This window comes from Afipia sp. P52-10 (assembly GCF_000516555.1).
GTDB lineage: Bacteria > Pseudomonadota > Alphaproteobacteria > Rhizobiales > Xanthobacteraceae > P52-10.
Genome location: NZ_AZSJ01000003.1, coordinates 2,137,244 through 2,163,692, shown reverse-complemented (window position 1 = coordinate 2,163,692; position 26,449 = coordinate 2,137,244). Strand labels below are relative to the sequence as shown.

The 26,449-nt window shown below is 65.0% G+C and carries 25 protein-coding genes; 9 read left to right on the top strand and 16 right to left on the bottom strand.

The features are described from left to right. Nucleotides 1-6: 6 nt before the first annotated feature. Genes X566_RS11550 through X566_RS11530 form a run of 5 tightly spaced genes read right to left on the bottom strand, consistent with a single transcriptional unit; the run spans nucleotide 7 to nucleotide 4,624 of the window. Nucleotides 7-744, bottom strand: a complete 738-nt coding sequence (locus X566_RS11550; protein ID WP_034466348.1) for an ABC transporter ATP-binding protein — start codon at nucleotides 742-744, stop codon at nucleotides 7-9. Beyond that, entirely contained in the window at nucleotides 737-1,573 is an 837-nt protein-coding gene (locus X566_RS11545) for an ABC transporter ATP-binding protein (RefSeq protein ID WP_244434723.1), read from the bottom strand. Before X566_RS11545 ends, X566_RS11550 begins: the two co-directional genes overlap by 8 nt. Before the next feature lie 14 nt (nucleotides 1,574-1,587). After that, complete coding sequence (locus X566_RS11540) at nucleotides 1,588-2,745, bottom strand: acyl-CoA dehydrogenase family protein (protein WP_034466344.1); 1,158 nt, start codon at nucleotides 2,743-2,745, stop codon at nucleotides 1,588-1,590. Then, entirely contained in the window at nucleotides 2,745-3,521 is a 777-nt protein-coding gene (locus X566_RS11535; protein WP_034466342.1) for an enoyl-CoA hydratase/isomerase family protein, read from the bottom strand. The genes X566_RS11540 and X566_RS11535 overlap by 1 nt, the downstream gene beginning before the upstream one ends. Next, the gene (locus X566_RS11530) at nucleotides 3,521-4,624 is read right to left on the bottom strand and encodes an acyl-CoA dehydrogenase family protein (protein WP_206538695.1); all 1,104 of its coding nucleotides are present in this window, start codon (nucleotides 4,622-4,624) and stop codon (nucleotides 3,521-3,523) included. The genes X566_RS11535 and X566_RS11530 overlap by 1 nt, the downstream gene beginning before the upstream one ends. Before the next feature lie 233 nt (nucleotides 4,625-4,857). Here X566_RS11530 and X566_RS11525 point away from each other — a divergent pair, with 233 nt between their 5' ends. Continuing rightward, entirely contained in the window at nucleotides 4,858-5,610 is a 753-nt protein-coding gene (locus X566_RS11525) for an SDR family NAD(P)-dependent oxidoreductase (protein ID WP_034466335.1), read from the top strand. Nucleotides 5,611-6,131: 521 nt separating this feature from the next. Here the strand turns inward: X566_RS11525 and X566_RS11520 are convergent. The 5 genes from X566_RS11520 to X566_RS11500 all read right to left on the bottom strand — a co-directional run bounded on the left by X566_RS11520 (nucleotide 6,132) and on the right by X566_RS11500 (nucleotide 11,075). Then, the gene (locus X566_RS11520; RefSeq protein WP_034466331.1) at nucleotides 6,132-7,310 is read right to left on the bottom strand and encodes a CaiB/BaiF CoA-transferase family protein; all 1,179 of its coding nucleotides are present in this window, start codon (nucleotides 7,308-7,310) and stop codon (nucleotides 6,132-6,134) included. Between the two features lie 145 nt (nucleotides 7,311-7,455). Beyond that, nucleotides 7,456-8,247, bottom strand: coding sequence for a CoA-transferase subunit beta (locus tag X566_RS11515; RefSeq protein WP_051444028.1), 792 nt, complete (start codon nucleotides 8,245-8,247; stop codon nucleotides 7,456-7,458). Further along, nucleotides 8,234-9,148, bottom strand: coding sequence for a CoA transferase subunit A (locus X566_RS11510; RefSeq protein WP_051444027.1), 915 nt, complete (start codon nucleotides 9,146-9,148; stop codon nucleotides 8,234-8,236). The genes X566_RS11515 and X566_RS11510 overlap by 14 nt, the downstream gene beginning before the upstream one ends. Then, nucleotides 9,145-10,101 (bottom strand): tripartite tricarboxylate transporter substrate binding protein, encoded by a 957-nt coding sequence (locus X566_RS11505; protein ID WP_034466328.1) that lies wholly within the window; start codon nucleotides 10,099-10,101, stop codon nucleotides 9,145-9,147. Before X566_RS11505 ends, X566_RS11510 begins: the two co-directional genes overlap by 4 nt. A gap of 17 nt (nucleotides 10,102-10,118) precedes the next feature. After that, on the bottom strand, nucleotides 10,119-11,075 hold the full coding sequence (locus X566_RS11500) for a tripartite tricarboxylate transporter substrate binding protein (protein WP_034466325.1): 957 nt from the start codon (nucleotides 11,073-11,075) through the stop codon (nucleotides 10,119-10,121). Between the two features lie 36 nt (nucleotides 11,076-11,111). Here X566_RS11500 and X566_RS11495 point away from each other — a divergent pair, with 36 nt between their 5' ends. From X566_RS11495 to X566_RS11485, 3 genes are all read left to right on the top strand, one after another. Beyond that, nucleotides 11,112-11,993: an IclR family transcriptional regulator gene (locus X566_RS11495; RefSeq protein WP_081740144.1), complete on the top strand. Its 882-nt coding sequence runs from the start codon at nucleotides 11,112-11,114 to the stop codon at nucleotides 11,991-11,993. Nucleotides 11,994-11,999: 6 nt separating this feature from the next. Then, on the top strand, nucleotides 12,000-12,845 hold the full coding sequence (locus X566_RS11490) for an IclR family transcriptional regulator (protein ID WP_034466320.1): 846 nt from the start codon (nucleotides 12,000-12,002) through the stop codon (nucleotides 12,843-12,845). A gap of 570 nt (nucleotides 12,846-13,415) precedes the next feature. After that, complete coding sequence (locus tag X566_RS11485; RefSeq protein WP_034468401.1) at nucleotides 13,416-14,378, top strand: tripartite tricarboxylate transporter substrate binding protein; 963 nt, start codon at nucleotides 13,416-13,418, stop codon at nucleotides 14,376-14,378. A 116-nt stretch (nucleotides 14,379-14,494) separates the two neighbouring features. Here X566_RS11485 and X566_RS11480 read toward each other — a convergent pair whose 3' ends face one another. Both X566_RS11480 and X566_RS11475 read right to left on the bottom strand, forming a co-directional pair. Further along, nucleotides 14,495-15,520, bottom strand: a complete 1,026-nt coding sequence (locus X566_RS11480) for a tripartite tricarboxylate transporter substrate binding protein (protein ID WP_160170465.1) — start codon at nucleotides 15,518-15,520, stop codon at nucleotides 14,495-14,497. Nucleotides 15,521-15,659: 139 nt separating this feature from the next. Further along, the gene (locus tag X566_RS11475; protein ID WP_034466318.1) at nucleotides 15,660-16,772 is read right to left on the bottom strand and encodes a nitronate monooxygenase family protein; all 1,113 of its coding nucleotides are present in this window, start codon (nucleotides 16,770-16,772) and stop codon (nucleotides 15,660-15,662) included. Nucleotides 16,773-16,917: 145 nt separating this feature from the next. On the opposite strand from X566_RS11475, the gene X566_RS11470 reads away from it, so the two are divergent. Then, nucleotides 16,918-17,739, top strand: coding sequence for an IclR family transcriptional regulator (locus X566_RS11470; RefSeq protein WP_034466316.1), 822 nt, complete (start codon nucleotides 16,918-16,920; stop codon nucleotides 17,737-17,739). A gap of 145 nt (nucleotides 17,740-17,884) precedes the next feature. Here the strand turns inward: X566_RS11470 and X566_RS11465 are convergent, their stop codons facing one another. The 4 genes from X566_RS11465 to X566_RS11450 form a co-directional block, all read right to left on the bottom strand. Next, nucleotides 17,885-19,408, bottom strand: a complete 1,524-nt coding sequence (locus X566_RS11465; protein ID WP_034466314.1) for an AMP-binding protein — start codon at nucleotides 19,406-19,408, stop codon at nucleotides 17,885-17,887. A gap of 78 nt (nucleotides 19,409-19,486) precedes the next feature. After that, entirely contained in the window at nucleotides 19,487-19,945 is a 459-nt protein-coding gene (locus X566_RS11460) for a MaoC family dehydratase (RefSeq protein ID WP_034466311.1), read from the bottom strand. A 79-nt stretch (nucleotides 19,946-20,024) separates the two neighbouring features. Next, a complete protein-coding gene (locus X566_RS11455) occupies nucleotides 20,025-20,933 on the bottom strand; it encodes a CoA ester lyase (protein WP_034466309.1) in 909 nt (302 codons plus the stop codon). Nucleotides 20,934-20,957: 24 nt separating this feature from the next. Continuing rightward, complete coding sequence (locus X566_RS11450; protein ID WP_034466305.1) at nucleotides 20,958-22,118, bottom strand: acyl-CoA dehydrogenase family protein; 1,161 nt, start codon at nucleotides 22,116-22,118, stop codon at nucleotides 20,958-20,960. A gap of 388 nt (nucleotides 22,119-22,506) precedes the next feature. Here X566_RS11450 and X566_RS11445 point away from each other — a divergent pair, with 388 nt between their 5' ends. The 4 genes from X566_RS11445 (at nucleotide 22,507) to X566_RS11430 (ending at nucleotide 26,433) form a co-directional block, all read left to right on the top strand. Beyond that, a complete protein-coding gene (locus X566_RS11445; RefSeq protein WP_152539850.1) occupies nucleotides 22,507-23,343 on the top strand; it encodes an IclR family transcriptional regulator in 837 nt (278 codons plus the stop codon). Between the two features lie 140 nt (nucleotides 23,344-23,483). Then, nucleotides 23,484-24,530, top strand: a complete 1,047-nt coding sequence (gene dctP / locus X566_RS11440) for a TRAP transporter substrate-binding protein DctP (protein WP_034466299.1) — start codon at nucleotides 23,484-23,486, stop codon at nucleotides 24,528-24,530. Nucleotides 24,531-24,595: 65 nt separating this feature from the next. Next, complete coding sequence (locus X566_RS11435) at nucleotides 24,596-25,147, top strand: TRAP transporter small permease (RefSeq protein ID WP_034466297.1); 552 nt, start codon at nucleotides 24,596-24,598, stop codon at nucleotides 25,145-25,147. Then, a complete protein-coding gene (locus X566_RS11430; protein WP_034466294.1) occupies nucleotides 25,144-26,433 on the top strand; it encodes a TRAP transporter large permease in 1,290 nt (429 codons plus the stop codon). Before X566_RS11435 ends, X566_RS11430 begins: the two co-directional genes overlap by 4 nt. Nucleotides 26,434-26,449: the final 16 nt, after the last annotated feature.

Here is a 26,449-nt window from a genome sequence, read left to right as displayed (position 1 = left end):
GCGGCCTCATACACCGAGATAGGATTGAACGCGGCTCATGTTCCGGTCGAGATCGGCGGCATTGAGGATATCGGCCACCTTGCCGTTCTCGATCACCACATGACGATCGGCGACCTTGCGGGCGAAGCGCAGGTTCTGCTCGACCAGGAGAATGGTGAAGCCCTGCCGCTTCAGCCGCAGGATCACCTCGCCGATCTCGCGCACGACGACCGGCGCGAGCCCCTCGCTCGGCTCGTCCAGCAGCAGCAGGCGCGCACCGGTGCGCAGGATGCGGGCGATCGCCAGCATCTGCTGCTCGCCGCCGGAGAGTTTGGTGCCCTGGCTCGCGCTGCGCGCCTTCAGGTTTGGGAAGGCTTCGAACAATTGATCGAGCGACATGCCACCGCTGCGCAGCACCGGCGGCAGCAGCAGGTTCTCGCGCACCGAGAGCGAAGCGAAGATCGCCCGCTCCTCCGGGCAGTAGGCGATGCCGTGCCGGGCGATCTCGTAGGTGCGCCGATCGATCAATTCGGTCGCGCCCATGCGGATCGATCCGGTGCGCTGGCGGACGATGCCCATGATCGAACGCAAGGTGGTGGTCTTGCCCGCGCCATTGCGGCCGATCAGCGTCAGCAGCTCGCCCTCGCGGACGTCGAAGGTGACGCCATGCAGGACGTGCGACTCCGCGTACCACGCGTGTAGGTCGGTGACCGAGAGCATGGCCGGAAGCGTGCTCGGCGCGGACGCCGCTGCAGCCTCAGTCATCGACGCCTCCCATATAGGCCGAGATCACGTCGGGATTGCCGGAAACCTGCTGATAGGAGCCCTCGGCCAGCACCTGGCCGTGCTGCAGCACCGTGATCCGATCGCAGAGGTCCGACACCACCGACAGATTGTGCTCCACCAGCAGCACGGTGCGCCCGACCGCCGCCGCCCGGATCAGCGCGGTGATCGGCGCGATATCCTCATGCCCCATGCCGGCGGTCGGCTCGTCGAGCAGCAGCACCTTCGGCTCCAGCGCCAGCGTGGTCGCGATCTCCAGCGCGCGCTTCTTGCCGTAAGATAAATCCGATGCCGCGATATGACGGCTATCGGCGAGCCCCACCTGCTCGAGCAGCTCCTCCGCGCGCCGGTTCAGCGGCGCAACGGCCCGCAGCGAGCGCCAGAAGTGATAGGCCATGCCGAACCGCGACTGCAGCGCGACGCGCACGTTCTCCAGCGCCGTGAGGTTCGGAAAGGTGGCCGAAATCTGGAACGAGCGAACCAGCCCGCGACGCGCAACCTCCGAGGAACGCAGAGCAGACACGTCCTGCCCATCGAAGATGACGCGGCCGCTGGTCGGCGTCAGCGTCTTGGTCAAGAGGTTGAAGCAGGTGGTCTTGCCGGCGCCGTTCGGCCCGATCAGCGCGTGAATCGAACCGCGGCGGATGCTGAGGTTGACGTTCTTCACCGCAGCGAAACCGGCGAACACCTTGGTCAGCCCCTCCCCGACCAGCACGGCATCGCCGGCAGCCGCACCGGCCTGCCCGGACGCTGCGCCGCTGGCTGCTTGCGGATCGTCCCGCGTCAATGCCGTTCCCGCTCCCATCGTCATGCCCTGCTCCGATGTCAGCCCGGTAGCTGAAGGACGGCTTTCGCCAGGATGTTCTTCTGGATCTCGTTGGAGCCGCCGAAGATGGCGGGCGCCCGCGAATCGAGGAACAGGTTCATCGCATCGATCTGTTCGCCCGCGGCATCGAGATCGTCGTCATAGCGCGCCTCTTCGCCGGCGATGACCAGCATCTCTTCGGTGATGCGCTGATACAGCTCAGTCGCCAGGATCTTCAGCATCGACACATCGGCGCCAAGCTCGCCGCCGCTGCGCAGCACCTTGGCGAACCGCTCGAAGCCGGAGCCGAGATCGTACAGATCGAGCCGCAGCTTGGCATAACGCGACCGGAATGCTGGATCATCGAACGCGCCCCGCGCCTCCGCCAGCTTCTCCAGCCGACCGAGCGCATATTCCGGACGGGTCGGCGCGCCGAGAAAGATGCGCTCGTGCCCGAGCACGGATTTCGCAACCGTCCAGCCCTCGTCGATCGTGCCGACGACGTTTGCGACCGGCACCCGCACGTTATCGAAGAACACCTCGCAGAAATCGGCCTCGCCGCGCAGGTTGACGATCGGCCGAATCCGCACGCCGGGATCGCTGAGGTCGAGAAGCAGGACGGTGATCCCCTTCTGGCGCACCTTGCTGTCCTTGGAGGTCCGCACCAGCACGAACATCCAGTTCGCGCAATGCGCGAGTGTGGTCCAGATCTTCTGGCCGTTGACGACGAACACGTCGCCGTCACGCACCGCCTCGGTTCGCAGGCTAGCGAGATCGGAGCCCGCGTTCGGCTCCGAGTAACCCTGGCACCAGACATCCTCGCCGGAGAGAATGCGCGGCAGATAATGCGCCTTCTGCGCCTCGGTGCCGTGCTGGATCAGCAGCGGTCCGACCAAACCGATGCCATGGTCCGGAATGCGGGGGCAACCGAGCCGCCCCCACTCTTCCACGTAGATCATGTGCTTGGCAGGCGAGAGCCCCATGCCGCCATACTCACGTGGCCAGGTCGGCGCGAGCCACCCCTTCGCGGCCAATGCGTGATACCACTCGGCCACCTCGTTGAAGAGCGGCCGCTGCTTGCGCATGAAGCGCATGGATCGAGGACAGTTGGCCTCGACCCACGCACGGAATTCGCTTCGGAACTGTTCGTCCGGAAGGTCATTCCAATCAATCGTCATCACACGATGTCCTTGAAGACCGCGGGCCGCTTCTCGAGGAACGCCTGCATCGCCTCCTTGGAATCCTCGTGCTGGGTCATTTCCACGGTGAGGTTCTGCTCGAAGCGATAGCCGTCCTTCAGCCCCATCGTCTCGACGGTGTTGATGGCGCGCTTGGCGAGCTTCAGCGCCATCGGGCTCTTCTTGGCGATCTCGTTGGCGATCTTCATCGCGGTCGGCATCAGCTGATCGAGCGGCACGCAATCCTCGATGATGCCGCGGCGGAACAGCTCCGCGGCCGGCACGCGATAGCCCGACAGCACCATGCGCCGGGTCAGCGACTGCGGAATCAGCCGCATCGTATGACGCACCCCGCCCATCAGTCCGATATCGATCTCCGGCAGGCCGAACACCGCGTTGTCCGAGGCGACGATGATGTCGCAACACACGGCCAGGCCCATGCCGGCACCCAGTGCAGGCCCATTCACCGCGGCGATCACGCCCTTGTTCGATTCCATGATGACGAAACCCGCCTCGCGCGCGCGGCGCAGGTGCCGGTAGGTGTCGGCCGTGATCTCACGCGAGCTGTTGCGCGACTTGATGTCCGCGCCGGCGGAGAACACCTTGCCCGCGCCGGTCAAAACGATCACCCGCACCTCGGGCGTCGCATTGAGCTCGTCGAACACCGAGATCAGTTCCTCGATGAAGTCCTTCGATTGGGCGTTGACGGGCGGTGCGTCCATCGTCACCACCGCGACATGATTCTTGATTTCTGTTTTGATGAGCTTGTTTTCCATTATGCAGCCCTTTCGAGTTCGACGAATTGCAAGCGCAACTGCTCGGGTTGTCCGAGCATCGCGTTGAGACTGATAGCACGCTTCAGGGAAAGTCCGATCTCGCACTCGTCGGTGAAGCCCATCGCGCCATGCAAGTGCACGGCACGGCGGCAGATCGACACGGCCGCATCCCCGGCCCGCGCCTTCGCCGCAAGCCCGGCGAGCCTGGCGTCGCGCTCCGTGCCGGTCGAGGCCACCTCGGCCGCATTGGTCACCGCCGCGCAGGCGAGCTCGGCATCGATCCACATCTCGACCAGCCGATGCTGGATCGCCTGGAAACTGCCGATCGGCTTGCCGAACTGCACGCGTTCCTTGACGTAGGCGACAGTCCGATCGAGCGCGCCGGACGCGACGCCGGCCAACTCGGCGGCAAGCGCAACCCGCGCCATGTGGATCGGCCGGTCCAACAGCGCGGCGACACTGTCCGCCCGCGCCAGCACGCTCTCCGCCGGAAGACGACAGGATGCAAACCGGACCGAGGCCAGCGATGCGCCATCGATGCCGGGGCGCGGAACGATCGAAACACCATCCGCATGCGACGGCACGCTCAGCAGGCAAGCCCCCGCATCCGTCGCCGCCACCACGAGCAATGCATCACCCGAACGGCCACCATCGACGAAATGCTTGTCGCCATTCAGCACGACCGAATCCGCCGCCACAGTCGCCGACAGCGTTTTCTCGCCATCGCGCCAGGCCGGCGCGACGATCAGACTGCCGTTGGCCACGCCTGCGGAGAGCCTGTCGCGCTGCGGCGATGCCGGTGCCGCCGCGAGCAGCGCGCCGGCGAAGACCGAAAGACTGACGAGAGGCTCCGAGACCAGTGCACGGCCGAGCGCCTCGCTCAAGACCACCTGCTCACGCAGACCGAGGCCGCTGCCGCCCAGCTCTTCCGGCAACAGCAATCCGGTCCAGCCCGCCTCTGCCATCGCCGTCCAGAGCGCGCGGTCGAGATCGCCGCCTTGCCGACGCTTCTCGCGCAGTGCCCGCACCCCGTCATGATGTTCAGCAAAATGTGCGACGCTCTCGCGCAGGATCGCGAGCGCACCATCGGGGTCGTCAAGCATGGCTTGAGGCACTGCTCCTCCTCTTCACACCGTTCTTCTTGTTGAGACGCGGGACGCTAGTCGATCGCCGCAAGCCAAACAATTGGCGCAGCCGGCGGGAGCGGAGTTTCAAGAATGTGAAGTTTGCGGGGGATGGATGCCGGCCGTTCCTCCGAGATGACAGGATCGGCCCGGACCGGCTTCGATTCCGGTCAGCATCGCTACACCTTCATCGATAGGACATTCCGACGCACATGACCGGCTTTCAGGACAAAGTGGCAATCGTAACCGGGGCAGGCTCGGGCATCGGCAAGTCCGCGGCGATACAGCTCGCCGCCCGGGGCGCGCGCGTCGTCGTCGCCGACATCAAGGGTGGCGAAGCGACGCTAGCCGCCATCCGCGAGGCCGGCGGCACCGGCTCCGCCCACCAGACCGACGTGCGCAAACCGGAGGACATCCAGGCGCTGGTCGAAGCCACCATCGCCCAGTACGGCCGGCTCGACCTCGCCTTCAACAATGCCGGCATCGCCCAGCACAATCGCAAGCCGCTATACGAACTCGATCTCGACACCTGGCAGAGCATCATCGACACCAACCTGCGCAGCGTCTTCCTCTGCATGAAGCACCAGATTCCGGCGATGCTGCGCACCGGCGGCGGCGCGATCGTCAACACCTCCAGCGGCGTGGTGCCGCACGGCTACAAGAACATCTCCACCTACGTCGCGAGCAAGGCTGGCGTGGATGCGCTGACCCGCGTGGCGGCGATGGAGGTCGCCGACCGCAACATCCGCATCAACACCGTCAATCCGGGCTTCGTCGCAACGCCGCTGCTCGACGCCGTGATCCCGCCGGGAGATCAGCACCGCCTCTCCGAGCGGACGCCGCTGAAGAAGATGACCACCGCCGATGACGTCGCCAACATGGCCGTCTTCCTGCTGTCGGCGGAGGCCGGCCACGTCACTGGTCAGTCGATCTTCGTCGACGGCGGCATCAACGTGTCGTTCTAAAGCATGATCCGGAAAAGCGTGAAGCGATGTTCCGAAAAGATCATGCTTAGACAATGAGCTAAGGCGCGAGGATGATTCATCCCAATCGCATCGCGCTTCAATCGCACCAGGTATCGCAGCTGTTCCTCGCACCCTATCCAGTCGTTGCAGAAAACCCTGGACCGGACCGGCACCGGACCACAACAGACCGGTCCGGTTGAAGCCGCAGCGACGGCCTGGTCAGCGAAGCTTGGCGCGGTGCCAGTCAACCATGTCGCCGTCGTCAGCAGCGCCCTTGCGGAGACGAGACCGGATGCGGTGCGCGAGATGTTCCGGCTGCTCAAGGACTCCAAGGCCGCGGCGCCATCCACGCGGCCGGATTTCCTGCCCTTCGGGGTCGAAGCGCTGCGGCCATCGCTGACACTGATCCTTGGCTACGCGACGCAGCAGGGGCTGCTGGCAACGCCGCTGACCTTCGACGACCCTGTTCGATCCGCTGACGCGGAGTCTTTGACGGAGCGCAGCCTCATTCTGCCGCGGTGTCATGCCGTCGTTCCAGACCTCGTCCCGACGGCCATATCGGCGAAGCCATATTCGCGCAGCACCTCCTGCGTGTGCTGCCCAAGCGTCGGCGGCGGACGCGTGAAGGCACACGGTGTCTCCGAGAACTTCACCGGGAAGCCGAACGTGCTGACCTCGCCGGCCACAGGATGCGTGAAGGTCTGCAGCATGTCGCGGGCGGCGACCTGCGGGTCCGCCAGCAGCCGATCGAGCGTATTCACCGGCGCAAGCGGCACATCCAACGCCTCCATGATTGCAACCCACTCGGCGACGGTCTTGGTTCGGAAGCGCGCGTCGAGGATCGCGATCAATTCCTCGCGGCGCTCCAGCCGCTTGGGATTGGTGTCGAAGCGCGGGTCTTCGGCCAGGTCCGCAAGACCCAGGCCTTGCGCGGCGCGGCGCCAGAGTCTGTCGTTGAAGGTTGCAAGCGAGACCCAGCCGTCGCTGCACTGGAACGAACCATAAGGCACGATGCTCGGATGCCCGCGCCCCTGCGCTTGCGGCACCTTGCCCGTCGCCTGGAACGCCGTGATCAGATAGGAGAGGAACGCCATCTGTCCCTCCATCAGCGAGGTATCGACCAACTGGCCATGTCCTGTCAGGTGGCGCGCCTGCAACGCGGCGAGCACGCCATAGGCACCGAACAGGCCGGTGGTCACATCGCACAGGCTGACGCCGACGCGCAGCGGCACGCCGCCGGGCTCTCCCGTCAGGCCCATGACGCCGGCGAAGGCCTGCGCATAGACATCAGTGGCCGGCATCGCCCGGCGTGGCCCGGTGCGGCCGAAGCCGGTGAGCGCGCAGTAGACGAGCCGCGGGTTGCGCTGCTTCAGGACATCGTAGCCAAGCCCGAGGCGATCCATCACATCGGCGCGATAGTTCTCGATGACCACGTCGGCCGTGTCGGCCATCCGCAGGAACACCTGCTTGCCTTCATGGGAGGCGAGATCCAGCACGATGCTGCGCTTGTTGCGGTTCACGCTGAGGAAGTAGCTGCTCTCGCCGTTCATCATCGGCGGCCATTCTCGGCTGTCGTCACCGAGGCCGGGCGGCTCGATCTTGATGACGTCGGCTCCGAGATCGGCCAACAGCAATCCGCACATCGGCCCCGCGAGCGCGCGGCCCAAATCCAGCACCTTGATTCCGTCGAGCGCCTGCATCGTCTCCGTCTCGTTGTTTGGTTAGCGGCGCGATGACATTCGAACGAACCATCATCGTGCTCTGGGTCTTCATTCGCCCATGATCGCTTCGGGAGAACCGCGACACGCGTCGTGCCGACGCGGCCGTCCCGGTCCGGATCATGTGCTAGCGGCGCAGGACGCCGCCGACATCCACCTGATGACGCAGGACATCCAACTCCCGCTGCGACGGCGCCGTCGTCTCCGGCACCGCCGCCGGCACCATCAGCGCGCAGCCGGTGTTCTCCACAAGCTCCTCCACGCTGTGCCCCGGATGGACCGAACGCAGCCGCAGACGCCGGGTCGCTTCGTCGAAATCCATCACCCCTCGGGGACTGATGACCAGCGCCGGCCCACCGCCGCGCAAGCCGAGCCGCTCGCGGCTGCCAGGTCCGTCGCCGAAACCGATCGCCGTGCGATAATCGAGCTGCGGCACGAACGATCGCCGCGAATGCTCGTGCATGTAGATGAAGTAGCGCCGCGCCATGGTCGACGAATAGGCGAGACCGGCCGCTCCCGGCCCGCGCATCTCGGTGCCATCCTTCATGCGGATCGCGCTGAGATTGATGTTGCCGTAGGCGTCCACCTGCAACGCGCCGGCGAAGAACCAGTCGCGCCGCGTGTGGAAGACGCCGCTGGAGGGCAGCACCGCCTCGGTCCCCGCATAAACGTTGCGCCAGTCCATCGTCGAGGAGAACAGCGGGCTCCACGGCTTGCCAACCATGTTGGCGACGAAACCGGCCGCACTGGTGATGATCGCCAGATTCGGTGCGTGCGTGAGCTGCGCCAGGCGCGCCGCGGCGAGCGGGATTTCGCTGCGCGAGCCGCCGGGCGAGCCCACCTCACCGTCGCGGAGTTCGCGGCTGAGGACAACGGCCGCGAGCTCCGGCCACGACCACGATGCATCATTGACGGGCATAGATGTCTCGCCTCATGGCAGCAATCAGCGTCGGCGTCAGAAAGCGGTCGAGATAGGCATCGTGACTCGCGGGCGTCAGCACATGCGCATCGAGCCAAGCGGCCATCGCCGTCGCGCCCTCGCGCGCATGCTGCTGGTAGCGCGCAAGAAAGCCGTCGTCGTACTGATAGTTACCGTGCGACGAACACGGATGCGCGCCCCACGGCGCCTCGACCACGGCATCTACAAGGATATGGGCGATGTCGGCATGGAAGGGATCGCCGGAGAAGCGGCTGGCGGGCACCACCTCGTCCACGCTGGCGATCACCTTGCCGCCGCTGCGATGCGTCGCCTCCGCGATCAGCACATCCGAGAACGGATAGCCCGCATAGGCCAGATTGCCCCATCGGTCGCCCTCTGTCGCATGCAGCAGGGCGACATCCGGCCGCAGCGCGGGCACTGCGATCATCGGCTCGCCGGTGAAGGCGTCCACCACCGGCTTGAAGTCGGGATTGCTGCGCGGCAGGTCGGTGCCGACACCGGTCTTGGTCAGACCCGACGGCAGATCCTTCGCCGCCGCCTCCATGCCGGCGATCACCTGGGTTTCATCGCAGTCCCAGATCTTGATGCGCCCCTCCGTCACGAAGCGACGGACGTTGAGCGCGAGTCCGTGATGTTCGAGACCGAGATACGGCACCCGCACTTCGGCGACGCAGCCCGCAGCAACCAGCAGGTCGACGTCGATCGAGGCCTGGGTCACAGCGACGACCGTCAGGTCGCGCACACCGCGGCGGGCGATCTCGCGCACGAGGCTCATCGGCTTGTTGTGAAACAGCGAGCCGCCGATGGCGACGATGGCGCCGTCCCGCAGGCAGGCCAGCGCCTCCTGCGCCTGTTTTTGCTTGGACGTCCGCTCGATCATTCCGGCTGAATCCCGGCATCCTTGATGCGCTTGCCCCAGGCGGCAAGCTGGGCGCGCACATAGGCCGTCTGCTCCTCCGCGCTGTTCGGCGTGAGGTCCAGACCGAGCTGGGCGAAGCGCTGCCGCACGTCGTCGCGCCGCCCCATCTTGATGATCTCGGCGTTGATCGCTTTGACGACCTCGGCAGGCGTGCCCGCCGGCGCGCCGATGCCGAGCCAGACCTCCGGATCGAACTCGCCCATGCCGGATTCCGCCAGGGTCGGCACGTCCGGCAGCTGCGCCGAACGCACGGGCGCGGTGATGGCGATGGCGCGCAGCTTGCCCGCCTGGATCTGCTCGGCGGCGATCGACGGATCGGCCATCATGAACGTGATCCGCCCCTCCATCAGATCGATCACGGCCGGCGGCTGGCTCTTGTAGGGAACGCTGAGCGCTTCGATCTTGGCAAGGCTGGTGAAGGTCGCCGCCGCGACCTGCGACGTCGCCGAGCCGTATCCATAGGCCAGACCCGGATTCTTCTGCGCGTAGGCGATGAACTCCTTGACGGTCTGCACCGGCAGGCCGGGATGCACGACCAGCAGGAACGGCACGGAGATCACCCGCGCAACGTGAACGAAATCCTTCAGCGGGTCGAACGGATAGGATTTCACCAGCCAGGGGCGCGCGGAATGGGTGGCGGAGGTCGTCAGTAGCAGCGTATGACCATCGGCCGTTGCCTTGGCCACCTGCTCGCTGCCGATCTGCCCCGAGGCACCCGGCTTGTTCTCGATGACGTAAGTGCCGCCGAGCGTCTTGCGCAGCTCGTCCGCCACCACCCGCGCGACCGTGTCGCTGGCGCTGCCTGCGGTGAACGGAACGATGATCCGCACCGGCCTGTCGCCCGGAAACGCGTAAGCCTGAGCGGAGAGAGAGATGGCCAGCCCGAGCCCTGCCAGCCAGCGGATCACTATCATGCCCGTATCCTTTGTCGTTATTCGGGTTGAATTCCTGCGTCCTTGATGCGCCGGCCCCAGCTGTCGAGCTGCTCCCGCAAGAAGGCCGCGTGGTCGGAGACGGTGTTGGGCGCGAGATCGAAGCCCACCGCCTGGAAGCGCTGCCGCACGTCATCGCGCTGCCCCATCTTCATGATCTCGCCGCTGAGCAGCTTGACGATGGCTTCAGGCGTGCCCGCCGGCGCACCGATGCCGACCCAGACCTCGAGGTCGAAGCCGGTCATGCCTTGCTCCGCAAGCGTCGGCACGTCGGGAAACCCCGGTGAGCGGTTGCGCGCCGTGATCGCCAGCGCCTTGAGCTTGCCGGCCTTGACCTGTTCGCCGACCACTGACAGGTCCGCCATCATGAATTGAATCCGCCCGGCCATCAGGTCGATCACTGCCGGCGGTTGGCTCTTGTACGGCACGTTCATGGTGTTGAGGCCCGCCAGCGTCGAGAACGTCGCCGATGCGACCTGCGCGGTGGCCGACCCATGGCCATAGGCAAGGCCGGGGTTCTTGCGCGCGTAATCGATGAACTCCTGCACCGTTTTGACCGGCAGTTCGGGCGGCACGACCAGCAGGAACGGCACCGTGATGACGCGGGCGATGTGGGCGAAGTCCTTGATCGGATCGTAGCTCAGCGTCTTCACCAGCCAAGGCCCCGCCGAATTCTGCGCCGAGGAGGTCTGCAGCAGCGTGTATCCATCGGCCGGAGACTTCGCCGCTGCCTCAGTACCGATCTGCCCGGAAGCGCCCGGACGATTTTCGACCACGAACGAACCGCCGAGCGACTTGCGCAGTTCGTCGGCGACCATGCGGGCCACAGTGTCGCCGCCGCTGCCCGGCGAGAACGGCACGATGATCTTGACTGGCCGATCCGGATAACCCGGCGCGGCCGAAGCCATCGGCGCGGCCAGCAGTGCTGCCATCAACACGCAGACTAAACGGACCATCCCCCTTGCGCTCCCACCCGGTCGTCGTTATTCTATATGCAGAATAGTATTCTATATACAGTTATCGCAGATGATGGCCTCTCCGCAAGGGGCTCACGGAAGGTGGTCATGCCGCGCGTAAAAGCCGCCGCTTCGGGCTCCTCGACCAAGGCAACGCCCTACATGGTACCTGCGGTCGATCGGTCGGTGCGCATCCTGCGCCTGCTGCAGCGGCGGCAGCAGGCCACCGTGACCGAAGTGGCGCAGGCGCTCACCATCGGCTCCAGCGCCTGCTACGCGATCCTCAAGACCCTTCAGCACCACAACATCGTTGCCTTCGACGAGCGGGCGAAGACCTACCGGCTGGGCCTGAGCCTGCTCGAACTCGGCGGCGCCGTGAGCCGCGACTTCGCGTTCGTGGAGAAGGCGCGCACTCATCTCGTCGAGTTCGCCCGCAAGACCCGGCTGACGACCTTTGTGGTGGCGCGCGTCAGTCACGAGCATCTGATGGTGGTGGACAAGGAAGAGCCCGGTGGCGACGTTCGCATCAGCATCGCGGTGGGCACGCGGTTTCGCATCACCGAAGGCATGAGCGGCCGCTGCTTCATGGCGTTTCTATCGGCCGAGGAAAGCGAATCGCTGCTCAAGAGCGTCGGCGTCTCGCCGGTGCCCGGATTGCCGCCACCGACGCAGAAGGCTTATCGCGAACAGCTCAACACGGCCCGCGCGGTGGGCCATGCGACGATCACCGATTCCCCCGTGAGTGCCGCCAACGGCGTCGCCGCGCCGATCTTCGACAGCGAGGGCCGCATTCTCTTCGTCATCACGGCGATGGGGCTCAGCTCGGCCCTGACGGCCAAGGCGATCGAAGACACCGGCGCCAGCCTGCGCGCGGCGGCCGACGCGATCACGAAGGTTCTCCGCTCCCAACGTGGATGACATCCCATGCTGCAAAGCACCGATCATTCCGTCGACGTCCTCAATCCCGCCAACCGCGCCAGCGTGAACGGCGCCGCGCCGGCCCGAAGCCGCCGGGCACCCGCGAAGTCGCCGCAGCGCTCGCTGATGGTGCTTCAGGCGTTGACGCAGGAAGGCCGCACGCTGGCCCAACTCGCACGGCAGCTCAACACACCGAAGACCAGCTTGCTGATCGTGCTTCGCAGCCTCTGCGAAGCCGGCCACATCGCTCAGAACGGCCTCGTCTACGAGCTCGGCCCGGAAAGCCTTGTCCTGGCGCATCAGATCGTCGCGCATCGCTCGCTTCCGCGGATCGCGCGGCCGATTCTCGTGCGGACGGCCGCAGAGACCGGCGAAACCGCCGTGCTCACGACGCTGACCGCAGCCAAGGACGAGATCGTCCACCTCGACAAAGTGGCATCCAGCCAAGCACCGACCCTCGCCGCCGCGGTCGGCGACCGGCGGCCGCTCTACTGCACCGCCGGCGGGCTGCTGCTGCTGTCGCACCAGTCCGACGCCGGGGTCGAACGCTATATCAAGACCGTCAAGCTCCAGGCGCTCGCCTCCAACACCATCACCAACAAGGCGGCGCTGCGGCGACGGATCCGGTCGGTCGCCCGCGCCGGCGTCTGCGTTTCGATCAACCAGTCGTCGGAAGGCTTCACCGGCATTGCCGCGCCGATCTACGATCATGACGGCTCGGCGATCGCCAGCCTGGTCATCGCCGCCCCGTCGGGCCGCGTCGCACATCGGGCCAGGGAATTATGCGAGAAGGCTCGCGCCGCGAGCCTAGGCATTTCACGCCTGCTGGGATATCCGGCGGCGCAGGTGTGAACGGCTAGCGCGTTTTCGGGCGAAATGGAAACCGGTTCGCGTGAAGAAAGCGCGACAGACAAGAATCGAGAGTTTTGGTTCTGATTCGATCAGAACCAAAATGTTCAAGACGCGCGTTGCCCGCCCCGCGTGACCGGTGGACCATTGGCGCTGTCCGCATCACATTCTTTCCCATCATCGCGCCCGTTCGCGTCGCGCTCGCGCCCCGCGTCAAGGTTGGCATCGTCGCAGCCTATTCGTATATGCGAATGAGATACGGATACCCGTACTTGACAGGCGAACGGCCTGCTCGCCAGATTGCATGCAACAAAGACGATACCAGCGCGGAGGACACGCCCGTCACCGTCAGACGATGAATCGCCCGACGCTGAAGCCAATTGCTCCGGGCTCTTCCAAATCCTTCATCATCCAACGGCTCTTCGCGCACGAGCCGCTGGTGCAGTGAACATCTTCCCACTGCCGCAACCTGCGGGACAGACGACGCTAACCGGACGCCTTCCGCCGCGAGCCGTCGCGCGCATCATGCGCGGCCTCAACGATCCATCCTCAATCGACGAGAGAGTGCAGCAGATGAAACATGCAGCGACAGCCCTTCTCCTTGGTCTTCTGGCCAGTACGGCGCCGGCGTCCGCCGATACTTATCCGAACAAGCCGATCACGGTGATCCTGCCCTATGCGGCGGGCGGTTCGACCGACGCCTCGATCCGTCTGATCGTCGACAAGATGAAGGACTTCGTGAAGGGACCGATCATCGTCGAGAACAAGCCGGGAGCTGGCACCACGGTCGGCGCGGCGATGGCTGCGCGGGCGCCGAAGGATGGCTACACGCTGTTCGTCATCACCCAATCGACCGCCGCGATCGCCCCGCATCTGTACAGCAAGGTCGACTACACCCTCGACAGCTTCGCACCGATCTCGCAGACGACGCGCGTGCCGGTCATCGCTGCGGTCAAGAAGGGCCTCGCCGTCAACAATCCGAAAGAGCTGATCGACTACATCAAGGCGAAGCAGCCGTCATACGGCACACCGGGAGCAGGCACCATCGCCCATCTGCTGGGCCTGATGATCAGCCAGGATCTGAAGGTCGACTTTACCCATGTGCCCTATCGGGGCGGCGGACCGGCCGTGAACGACCTGATCGGCGGCAATATCGACATGCTGTTCGACGCGATCGGCCCGACGGTCGTATCGCAGCACGAAGCCGGCCTGCTGCGGGTCATCGGCGTGTTCGGCGACACCCGGTTCGAAGGTTTCCCGAACGCGCCGACGTTCAAGGAAAGCGGCTATCCCGAGATCGTCGGCGAGTCCTACACCGGCCTGGTCGCGCCTGCCGGGACGCCGCCGGCGATCATCAGCAAGCTGAATGACGCCGCGCGCAAGGCGCTGGCCGACCCCGAGTTGGCGAAGAAGCTGCTCGAGGCGGGCACGCCGGGACAGAGCTCGACACCTGACGAATTCGGCGCGCGCATGCGGAAGGACAATGATATCTGGGGCAAGATCGTGAAGGCCGCGGCGCTGCCCAAGGTCGAATAGACCCGGCGTCCTTAACGCATATCTCACGCAACGGGCCGACACGCACCACGCCGGCCCGTTTTGCGTTCAGAACGCCGCGCATCAGGCGTCTGTCGGACGAAGCCTGAAAGCCGGACTTACTCCGGCTGCACGCCGGCCTCGCTGAGCACGCGCGCCCACAGCTTGATGTCGGCATCGATCGTGCGGGCCAGCCCGTCGCCGTCCAGCGGCTCCGGATCGAGCCCCGCGGTGGTGAGCTGCGCCTTGACCTCGGACTTGCCGAGCGCGGCCATGGCCGCCTTCATCAGCGTGTCGCGAGCATCGTTGCCGATATTCGCCGGCGCGAGCAGGCCGACCCAGGGCACGATCTCGAAGCCCGGCATGTTTCCGGCCTCAGCGATCGTCGGCAGCTCCGGCGCGAGCACCGTGCGGCGAAGCATGGTGACGCCGAGCCCCTTCAGCTTGCCGCTCTTCATCTGCACGGCGGCATTGCCGACATCGACGAAGCTGAAATCGACCACGCCGCCCATTAGGTCGATCAAGGCCGGCGGATTGCCCTTGTAGGCGATGCCTTGCGCGGCGAAGCCGCCCATCTTCGCCAGCAGCGACGCCGACGCCAGCATGCCCGCGGTGCCGTGCGCGTAGTTCAGCTTGCCGGAGCGCTGCCGCGCATAGGCCAGGAATTCCTGCATGGTGGCTGCGGGAAAATCCGGCCGCACCATCAGGACGAATGCGGTGACGCCGATCTTCGCCAGCGGCGTGAAATCCTTCACCGGGTCATAGGGCAGTTGCTTGTAGAGACTGAGGTTGGCGGCATGGGTGGTGCTCGCCGTGACCAGCAGCACGTAGGGATCGCCGGCCGCGAGCTTGACCTGCTCGACGCCGAGAATGCCGTTGGCGCCGGGCTTGTTCTCGACCACGACCGGCTGCTTCAGCTCCTCGCCCATCGCCTTGGCCAGAATGCGCGCCGCGCTGTCCGAAGCGCTGCCGGCGGGAAACGGCACGATCAGCCGCAGCGGCTTCGTCGGAAAAGTTTGCGCATGCGCGGGCTGCGCCAACATGACGACGCAAGCCAATGATGCCACGACCATCCAACAAAGGCCGGACAGGCCGGCCTCGCAACTTGTCCGCCGAGCGATCGCCCCCATCGTCGTCATCATCATGACCTGCCCCCTCATGCCTTCAGACGTGTGTTTTGCGCACTGTGCGTTCCGTGCCTTCCATTCGCGGTGCGTCGCACGCAGAGACGCGCCGTCTCGTATGTGCCCACGCCGCCGCGTGCCTGCGCCGAGAGACGCGCGCTCAGCCGACGACGCCGTTGAGCCGGTCCTTGGCTTCAACCAGTTCGCTCATCATCTCGTAGACGACCTGGCGCACCGAGGTTTCCTCGGTCATGTCGCCGACGATCTGCCCGACCGGATAGGTCAGAAAGTCCTTCACCCGCGCCCGTTCGACGCGCGTGCGTCCCTGCCCCCACCACAGGATCGCCTGCAGCGGCGCCGGCAGGGTTTCGGGCGCGCCGGGCTCATCCCAGGCGTCGGTGAACCTGCTGCGCAGCGTCCGACACGGTTTGCCGGTCACGCTGCGCGTCAGCACGGCATCCTCCGAACCCGCTTCGAACATCTTGGCCTTGATCTCGGGGGTGACCTCGCTCTGTGCGGTCTTGAGCCAGACCGAGCCACACCACACACCCTCGCAACCGAGCGCCAGCGCCGCCGCCATCTGCCGGCCGCGCCCGACCCCGCCGCCGCCGAGTACCGGCAGCGGCGCCACGGCATCGACGATGCGCGGCCACAGCACCATCGACGTGACATGGCCGGTGTGGCCGCCGGCTTCGGTGCCGACGGCGATCACGAAATCGCAGCCGGCCTGCTTGTGGCGCAACGCGTGCTTCGGCGCACCGGCCAGCGCTGCGACCTTGATGCCGCGCGCATGCGCCCGCTCGACCAGCGACGGCGGCGGCGACCCCAGCGCGTTGACGATGAGCTTGATCGGATGCTCCATCGCGATCTCGATCATCTCCGCGCTTTCCTGCGGGGTGAAATTGAACTGGCTCACCAGCGCGGTCTCGATCGCGTGCGCTTCGTCCGGCGGCAGCGGCGGCACCCCGGCCTCGTCCAGCATCGTGCGCACGAACTCCAGTTGCCGCCGCGGAAACAGCTGCTCGGCGTCGAACTTGTGGCCGCCGAAATCCTGGTACGTGGTCGGCATCAGCACATCGATACCGTACGGTCGTCCCTCGATGTGCGCATCGATCCAGCGCAGCTCTTCCCGCACGCGCTCGGGACTCATCCGTGCCATCCCGAGCACGCCGAAGCCGCCGGCCTTGGACACTTCCACCACGACGTCGCGGCAATGAGAGAAAGCAAAGATCGGTACTTCGATACCGAACATCTCACACATCGCGTTCTTCATGAGCCGTCTTGTCTCCTCCCATTTCTCAGTAGCGAGCGCCGTTCGCGGACGAAGCTTTATTCGCATAATAGAATTAAATTCTGATATGGGAATTCCGTAGCGTCAAGTCCTCGACGAATCTCCACACCGCCGGTACACTTGCGGCATGAAGACCGCGGTGCCCGATCAGGAAGACGAACAGCTTGGCGCCGGCGGCCCCGCCGACTATCTCGGCCCCCGCTCACCCGTCAGGGTCATGCAAATCGTTGAACTGCTGGCGGAATCGCCGCAAGGACTGACGCTCACCCAGCTCAGCGAACGGCTCGGTATTCCAAAGACCAGTCTGTTCAGCCACCTGCGGGTGATGACTGCATCCGGCCATGTTGCGCTGCAGGATGGGACCAAGTACGGGCTCGGCCCCGCGTCGATCCGGCTCGGGGCGGTGATCGCCGCCACCTCGAGCGTGCTTGCGGCAGCCCGGCCGCTGCTCGACGAGCTGGTGCGGCAGACCGGCGAGACCGCGCTGCTGGCGATGCTCGACGCGGAGCATCATCAGGCGGTCTACATCGATCGCGCCGAAGGCACGCGCCCGGTGCGCTACACGCCGACCATCGGCGCGCGGCGGCCGCTGTACTGCACCGCGTTCGGACGCGCCCTGCTGGCGTTCCAGAACAACGACGGCTACATCGCGCCCTATCTCGCCAGCGACAGCATCGTCGAGATCACGGCCAACACCATCACCGCGCCGGACGCGCTGATGACGGCGTTGGCAGACGTGCGCAACAGCCGCGTCGCGGCGACGCAGGAAGAACACACCCTCGATGCCGGCGCGATCGGCGCACCGGTATTCGACCGGCAAGGCAACGTGCAATACGCCATCGGCATCGCCCTGCCCGCATCGCGGCTGGGGGGCGAACAGCGGTCGCGGCTGACCGAGCTCGTGCTCGACGCCGCCCGCCGCCTGTCATGGACGCTGGGCGCGCCCTAGATCGTGATTGTTTCAGACGGAAGCCGCGATCGGCATTGAGCAACCGGCGACATGGGTACGATTTCAAGCGATCATGCTTTAGCGAGATAGATTTGATATCCGCATCCCGCTTAGCCGCAAGTGCGCAATGCAATCGCGTCTGCCCTCAACGGTCCTGTGCGGATTTGCTTTGGATCTGATCCAGCGTCCGCAGCTCGGTCTTCAGAATCTTCCCGTAATTGTTCTTCGGCAGCTCCTTCACGAACACGTAGTCCTTCGGACGCTTGAAGCGCGCGATGCTGTCGAGGCACAGTTGATCGAGTTCGGCGGACGGCACGTCGCCAACCACATAGGCGACCACCACCTCGCCCCATTCCGGATCGGGCCTGCCGATCACCGACACCTCGTGAACGCGGGCATCGGTCAGCAGCACCTCCTCGATCTCGCGCGGATAGATGTTCGAGCCACCGGAAATGATCATGTCCTTGGAGCGATCCTTGATCGTGACGAATCCGTCCTCGTCCATTGAGCCGACGTCGCCGGTGTGCAGCCAGCCGTTGCGGAACGTGGCTCGCGTCGCCTCCTCGTTCTGCCAGTAGCCCGAGACGACGCTGTCGCCGCGGATCAGAATCTCGCCCACTTCGCCGGCCGGCAGCGGGTTGTCGTCGGCGTCGCCGATCCGCACCTCGCATAGCGAATTGGCGATGCCGGCGGAGGCGATCCGCTGCAGCCAGCGCGGATGCTGGTCGTCGGCAACGATCGCCTTCGACAGCACGGTGCCGGTCATCGGCGACTCGCCCTGACCGAAGATCTGCGCAAGCCGCGGACCGAAGCGGTCGAGCGCACGGCGCACATCCTCCACATACATCGGCGCCCCGCCCCACACCACGGTCCGGATCGCCGTCGGATCACAGGCTGCGGCGCTCTCGACCATGCGCTTGATCATCGTCGGCGCTGCGAACATCGACGCTCCGCGCCAGCGCTCGAACATCGCGAAGATCTCAGCCGGCTCGAACGCACCCGATTCCGGAATGACGTTGATGCCTGCCTGGCAGACCTGAGGAATCGCATAAAGCCCAGAACCATGGCTCAACGGCGCGCCATGCAGCATCGCGCTGTTGGCGACAGGCGGATCGACATCGATCAAATAGCCATAGGTGCAGGACTGCACCGAGCGATGGGTGATCATCGCTCCCTTGGGACGGCCCGTAGTGCCGCTCGTGTAGAACAGCCACGCCAGACTGTCCGGCGCGGCCGCAGCCATCGGCGCCGGCTCGCCCTTGAAGAGCGCCTCATACTCGACCGAGCCGATGCTGATGATCGCATCGACGCACGGATTGTGCGCAGCGATGGCATCGGCCTCGTGCGGCGTCGCCAGCACGATCCTGGCGCCCGAGTTCTCGACGATCCATTTCAACTCCGCGCCATGCAGCTTGGCGTTGGCCGGCACCGGCGCAAACCCGCCGTGCCAGATGCCGAACACGATCTCCAGGAACTGCGGCACGTTCTTCGCGGCGATCGCCACGCGATCTCCCGCCTTCAGGCCGAAACGTTCGCGCAGGCCCGTGGCGAGGCAGGCCGCGCGCCGCGCAAGCTGGCGATAGCTCGCCCAGGGGCTCGTGCCCAGGCCGATCGCCGGAGCATCCGGGAACGTCGTTGCAGCGCGGACCAGCCATTGGGCAGTGTTCATTGGGCAACCCCGAATTTCAGCACGAGGATCTCGATCTCCGCCTGCTTCCGCAAACAGCTCGCGACCGGAGGCGCGGCGTCAGGCGGACTTTGGCGCCTTCATCATCAGTCCGGTGCGCTCGCAGGTGGCGACCAGCTCGTCATTCTGATTGAACGCCTCGTGGTAGAAAACCACAATTCCCGCATTGGGACGCGATTTGCTCTCGCGTTTGCTCTTGATCGTGGTGCGCGCGCGAATGCTGTCGCCATGGAACACCGGCCGCGGGAAATTGATGCCGCCCATGGCGAGATTGCCGACCGTGGTGCCGAGCGTCGTGTCGGTCACCGACATTCCGATCATCAGCGCCAGCGTGAACAGGCTGTTCACCAGCGGCTTGCCATGCTCCGACTGCGCGGCTTTGTGAAAATCGATGTGCAGCGGCTGCGTGTTCAGCGTCAGATTGCTGAACCAGAGATTGTCGGCCTCGATGATCGTGCGCGTGACCGGGTGATCATAGACCGCGCCCACCTCGAACTGCTCGTACCACAACCCTGCCATCGATCCTCTCCGATCTGCCTTCCAGAAGGTCTGTTGTTTCAAAACGCCTGGTGTCGCCCGACGCGCGCGAGCAAAGCCGCTACGACGCCGCCCTGCCCGACTGCTGCAGCCGCGTCGCCAGATTCAGCAGCGACTTCGCCTGTTTGTAATGCGGCATGTCGTACATCTTGCCGTCGATGCCGATCGTGCCGACGCCGGGATTGTCGTCGAACACGGCGACGATGCGCCTGGCCTTCGCGACCTCCTCGGCAGCCGGCGTGAACGCCGCATTGATCACCGCGCATTGCGCGGGATGGATCGCGATCTTGCCAAAGAAGCCCATCGCCAGATCGCGGACACAATCGGCGTGCAAGGCATCCGAATTCCGGAAATCAACGACCACACAGCCGACCGCCTGGGCGTTGATCGCCTTCGCGGTCGCCAGACACATGACCTGCGCATGGATATAGGGATGATCGTATGCCCCGGTCACCGGATGCCGGTTGTCGCTGGCACCGAGTGCTGCCGCGAGATCCTCGCCGCCCCAGGTCAGCGCGGCCAGACGCGGCGACAGATCGGTGAGATAGGTGTGGAACGTCAACAGCGAGGCGGCCGTCTCGGTCGCGATCGACAGGATCTTGGTCGTGCCGGGCGCAATGCCTTCCCGCGCTTCCAGCGCCAGGATGAAATCGGCAAGGCGGTTCACATCCTTCGCCGAATAGACCTTGGGCAGGACGATCCCGTCCGGCCGGCCGCCCATCACCGCCGCGAGGTCTTCCAGACAGAAGGCGTGATCGAGCGGGTTGATCCGCACCCACAGCTCCTGCTTGGAGCGGTCGGGGTTGGCCTTCAGGAAGGCGTTGGAGAGTGTCCGCGCCACATCCTGCCGGGAATCGGCGACTGAATCCTCCAGATCGATGATCAGCGCGTCGGCGACACTGGCGCGGGCCTTGGCGAGCTTCGGCTCGCTGTCGCCAGGAACGAACAGCCAGGAGCGTATCAACGTCATAACGCCATTCTCCGTTGGACTTTCTCAATAGGACCGGGGAAGGTCGAGCGCCTTCTCGGCGAGGAACGACAGCATCAGGTGCGGCGTGATCGGCGCGATCCAATGGATCAGGCACTCGCGGAAGTATCGCTCGACATGGAATTCCTTGGCATAGCCCATGCCGCCATGGGTGAGCACCGCGTTCTTGCACGCCGTGAAGGTGGCCTCTCCCGCGAGGTATTTCGCCGCGTTCGCCTCCTTGCCGCATTCCTTGCCGGCGTCGTAAAGGCGGGCGCCCTGAAATGCCATCAGGTTCGCAGCTTCCAGCTCCGCCCATGACGCGGCGAGCGGGTGCTGGATCGCCTGGTTCATGCCGATCGGCCGGCCGAAGATGACGCGATCGCGCGCATAGTCCGACGCGCGCTGGAGCGCGCAGCGGCCGAGGCCGACCATCGAGGCGGCGATCAGGAGACGTTCGGCATTGAGTCCGTGCAGGAGATATTTGAAGCCCTTGCCCTCCTCGCCGATCAGATCCTCCTTCGGAATCCTCAGGCCGTCGAAGAAGAGCTGGTTGGAATCCACGCACTTCCGGCCCATCTTCTCGATCTCGCGGATCTCCACATGACTGCGATCGAGGTCAGTGTAGAACAGCGACAGGCCGTCGATCGGCCGCTTCGTCTTTGATTCATCGGTGGTTCTCGCGATCAGCAGAATCTTGTTCGCCTGCTGTGCCGTTGACGTCCACGTCTTCTGACCGTGCACCACGTAGTGCGTGCCGTCCCAAACCGCGCGGGTTTTCAGCCGCGTCGTATCCAGTCCGGTGTTCGGCTCGGTGACGCCGAAACACGCGGTATCGCGCCGATCGATGATCCGCGGCAGCCAGCGCTGCTTCTGCTCCGGCGTGCCGAACACCACCACCGGATTGAGCCCGAAGATGTTGATCGCGATGGCTGCGAATCCGGCGTTGCCGCAGCCGCTTTCGGTGATGGCCTGAACCAGGGTGGCGGCTTCGGTGATGCCGAGACCGCTGCCGCCGTAGTCCTCGGGCATGGCGATCCCGAGCCACCCCTCCTTGGCGATGGCGTTGCAGAATTCGTGCGGAAACTGTCCGTCGGAATCACGCTCCAGCCAGTAGCGATCGCCGAACTGTGCGCACAGCTTGGAGATGTTGGCGCGGATGCTGAGTTGTTCGGGCGTGTAGTCCATGCCGAGCGCGTTCCTGATCCCAGAGGCAATTTGTTTTGTTCGTATATATGTCCTGTGTTCGGATATGTAAACCAGCTTCTCAGCGATGCCGGAGCTCATTTCTGTCTTAACGGATTGGCTCGCGGTCCGCACTGCCCGGCCGTTCGCACATGCGAATGCTGCGAAAGTCACGTTGCAGATCGTGGATTCGGAATGCGAATGTGATTACACAGGCTTTGCCTGAAGCATGCGCGCCGTTGCAATGCATCGGCACGCGAGTGGACACGAGACTGATGTCGACACGAATTGATGTCGACGCGACGACGCTCTTGGCGAAGCGGACTTGCTGAAGCGGACTTGGTGAAGCGGACTTGGTGAAACGAATTTGGTGACGACAGGAAAGGCCCGGGTGGCGCCCAGGGCGAGCAGCAAGGGCGACGGACCGATGGCCCTCGGCCGCGCCATGGCCTTGCTGCGCCTGCTGTCCGGCCATCCGGACGGGCTCAACCTGTCGACGCTCGCGGCGGCGCTGAACGTGCCGAAAAGTTCACTGCTCTCGACCCTCAACGGGCTCACCGAACTGGGCTATCTGGCGCGCAGCGGCGCGCTCTACGTGATCGGCGAGGAAACCTGGTCGTTGGCCTCGGCGCTGACCGGCGCGCGCTCGCTCCGCCAGTTGGCCCGCCCGGTGCTCGAGCGCGCCGTTGCCGAGTGCGGCGAAACCGTTCTGCTGGCCGAATTGAACGCCGACCGGCGCGGCTTCTCCTACATCGATTTCGTCGAGTCGCCGAAGTCGATCCGGTTCTGCGCGCGGATCGGCGAGCAGCGACCGCTTTATCCGACCGCCTGCGGCCGGCTGTTTCTCGCCCACTTCCCGGAGAAGGAGCGCGAGCGCTACTTCAAATCCATGACGTTGAAACCGACCGCCAGCAAAACCATTGCGAGCCGCAGCAAGATCGAAGCGCTGCTGGACAACATCCGGGCAACCGACCTTTCCGTCACCATGGGCGACTACGCCGACGATGCGGCGGGCTTCTCCGCACCGATCCGCAACGCCAGCAACACCATCGTCGCCGGGCTGACCATCGGCGCTCCGCTTTCGCGCGGACAGCGCGAGCCCGATCTGTTCTCCCGCATCGTCCTCGACAGCGCGAGGACGATCTCCACCTTGCTCGGCCATCGCAGCGATGTCAGCGGCAATGCAAGCCGATCACGATCGCGACGGCGGCCGGCCTCGGCGAAATAAGGCACGCGCTCGGCGATGCCAGTGTCCGCTTCTTGACGCTCGCATTCAGCTTATGCCATCCTGTTCACAAATCTGAACGCAACCGAGGGCGACGTTCAAACCGCCCCGTGACAACTGCGCAAAACAAAACGGGGAGAAGAATGACGACGATCCGTCGGCTCATTGCATTGACTGGCCTGCTCGCAGCATCGGCTCTTGCGGCCTCGACAGTACCAACGGCTGCGGCTGATCCGATTCACCTCCGCGTCGCGGATTCGTTTCCGAAGGGCCACTATCTGGTGAAGCTCGTGCTCGAGCCCTGGATGGAAGAAATCAAGAAGCGGACCAACAACGCCGTCACCTTCGACTACTACCCGGCCCAGCAGCTCGGCAAAGCTACCGACATGCTGAAGCTGACGCAGACCGGCGTCGCCGATATCGGCTATGTCGCGCCGGGCTACGCATCGGACAAGATGCCGGTTTCGGAAGTCGCCATGCTACCCGGCGCGTTCGACCATACCTGCCAGGGCACGCTCGCCTACTGGAAGCTCGCGCGCGACGGCGTGATCGCCGAGCAGGATTATGCCGGCAACAACATCCGCCTGCTGCTGTCCGTCACCCTGCCGCAGTACCGCATTCTGACCGTCAAGGCGCCGGTCAAGGAGGTGACCGACGTCAACGGGCTCAAGCTGCGCTCCACCGGCGGCGCGCAGGATCTGACGCTGCGCGCAATCGGCTCGGTGCCGGTCCGCATGGCCGCGCCCGACGCCTATGAATCGCTGGCGCGCGGCACGATGGACGGCCTGCTGTTTCCGCTCGAAAGCGTCATCGCCTACGGCACCGACAAGCTCGTGAAGTACTCCACCGACGGCATCGGCTTCGGTAGCTTCATCGTTGCCTACTCGATCAGCGATGCGGCTTGGAAGAAGCTGCCGCCAAACGTGCAGAAGGCGATGGTCGAGGCAGCCGAGCAGATCATTCCATCCGCATGCGAGCAGATCCAGAAGGCCGACGACGAGACCAAGCAGAAGCTGGAAGCGACCGGCGTCCGCTTCGAGACGCTGCGGCCTGATGTCCGCGACAAGTTCAAGGATCTGCTGAAGGGTGTCGCCAAGACCTGGGCCAGCGGCCTCGATGGCCGTGGCAAGCGCGGCAGCGACGCGCTCAACCAGTTCGATGCAGCGGTCGCAGCCGCGGCGAAGAAGTAGCATTCGGCGCCGGGTCTCACGCACAAACGATACGGCCATAAGCCGTGGCGGACGGGAGGTTTCTCTTGCTTGAAGGACTATCGAAGATCGTCGGAGCTATCGAAAAGATAGCTTCGACGATCGCCGCGATTTTCATGTTCGCGATCATGATCATCGTCTTCAGCGATGTCGTGATGCGTTACGGATTCAACCATCCGTTCTCCTGGGCGTATGACCTGATCGCCCTCTACCTGATGGCCGGCGTGTTCTTTCTCGTCCTGTCCGGCGCCTTCACCAACCACGCCCATGTCAGCGTCGATATCCTGCAGCAGAAGCTGCCGCCGACGGCGATCCGCATCACCGAACTGGTCACCGCCCTTGTCGGCATCGCGGTGTTCTCGCTGATCGCCTACCTCGGATACCTGCGCGCCATCGAAAGCTTCCAGGCGGGAGACGTGATGGCCGGCGCGATCCCCTGGCCGATGTGGCCATCGATCGCGCTGGTGCCGTTCGGCGCCGGGCTGCTGACGCTGCGCCTCGCGCTGCATTTCGTTCTCCACCTCATCTCTCTTCTGACCGGACGCGCGGTGATCGCCCTGCCCGCCTCCCACGCCACCGCAGAGGAAAGCTTCGAATGATCCTCACAATCGCAATGGTCGTGCTGTTCGTGTTGCTCGCGATCGGCACCCCGGTCGGCTTCGCCATGGCGGGGTCGGGCGTGCTAGGGCTCTACCTGATCGGCGGCATGCCGATCCTGACCGGCATCCTGCAGACCGCGCCGCTCTCCGCCGTCACCTCCTATGAGCTCATCACCATCCCGATGTTCCTGCTGATGGCGGAATTCGTCCTCGTCAGCGGCATCGCCGACGATCTGTTCAAGGCGACCGCCGCGTGGGTCGGCCGCATTCCGGGCGGACTCGGCATGGCAACGGCCCTCGCCGGGGCCGGCTTCGGCGCGATCTGCGGCACCAGCACCGCGTCGGCGGCAACACTGTCCTCGACCAGTCTGCCGGCGATGCTGAAGCAGGGATACGAGCCGAAGATGGCCGCCGGCGTGGTGGCGATCTCGGGCACGCTGGCGATGCTGATCCCGCCGTCGGTGGCGCTGGTCATCTACGGCCTGCTGGCGGAGGTCAACATCGGCGCGCTGCTGATCGGCGGCGTCATCCCCGGCATTCTCGTCACCATCACCATCATGCTGACGGTCTGGTTTCTTGCCTGGCAGGACCCGTCGCGCGCGCCGGCCGCACCGCCAGTCACGTTCCGCGAGAAGCTGCGCATGCTGCGCGTGGTCGGACCGATGCTGCTGCTGTTCGGCATGGTCACCGGCGTCATCTATTCGGGGGTCGCGACGCCGACCGAAGCCTCGGCGCTCGGCGCCTTCGGCGCCTTCTGCCTTGCCGCATGGAAGCGCAAGATCAACCTGACGAGCCTGCGCAGCGCGCTGCTGCGCTCGGCGCACGGCACCTGCATGATCGCGATGATCCTGCTCGGCGCGTCGATCTTCGGCTACTTCTTCACACTGACCCAGGTGACGCAGAACCTGGTCGCCTATGTCGGCAGCCTTCAGGTGCCGCCCTGGGTGATCCTGACGCTGATCCTGTTCGGCTACATCATCCTCGGCTCGTTCATGGATCAAATCGCGATCCTGGTGCTGACGGTGCCGATTGTGCTGCCGCTGATCAAGGCGCTCGGCTACGACCCGCTCTGGTTCGGCGTCATCAAAATCGTAACCGCCGAAGTCGGCATGATCACGCCACCGGTCGGTCTCAACTGCTTCGTGGTCGCGCGCTATTCGGGCCGGCCGGTCGCCGAGGTGTTCCACGGCACCCTGCCGCATTTCATCGCCCATCTGATCGCCATCGCCATCCTCGTCATCTGGCCACAGATCATTCTGTGGCTGCCGATGAAGATGGGCTACTGACCGAGGCAACCCATCA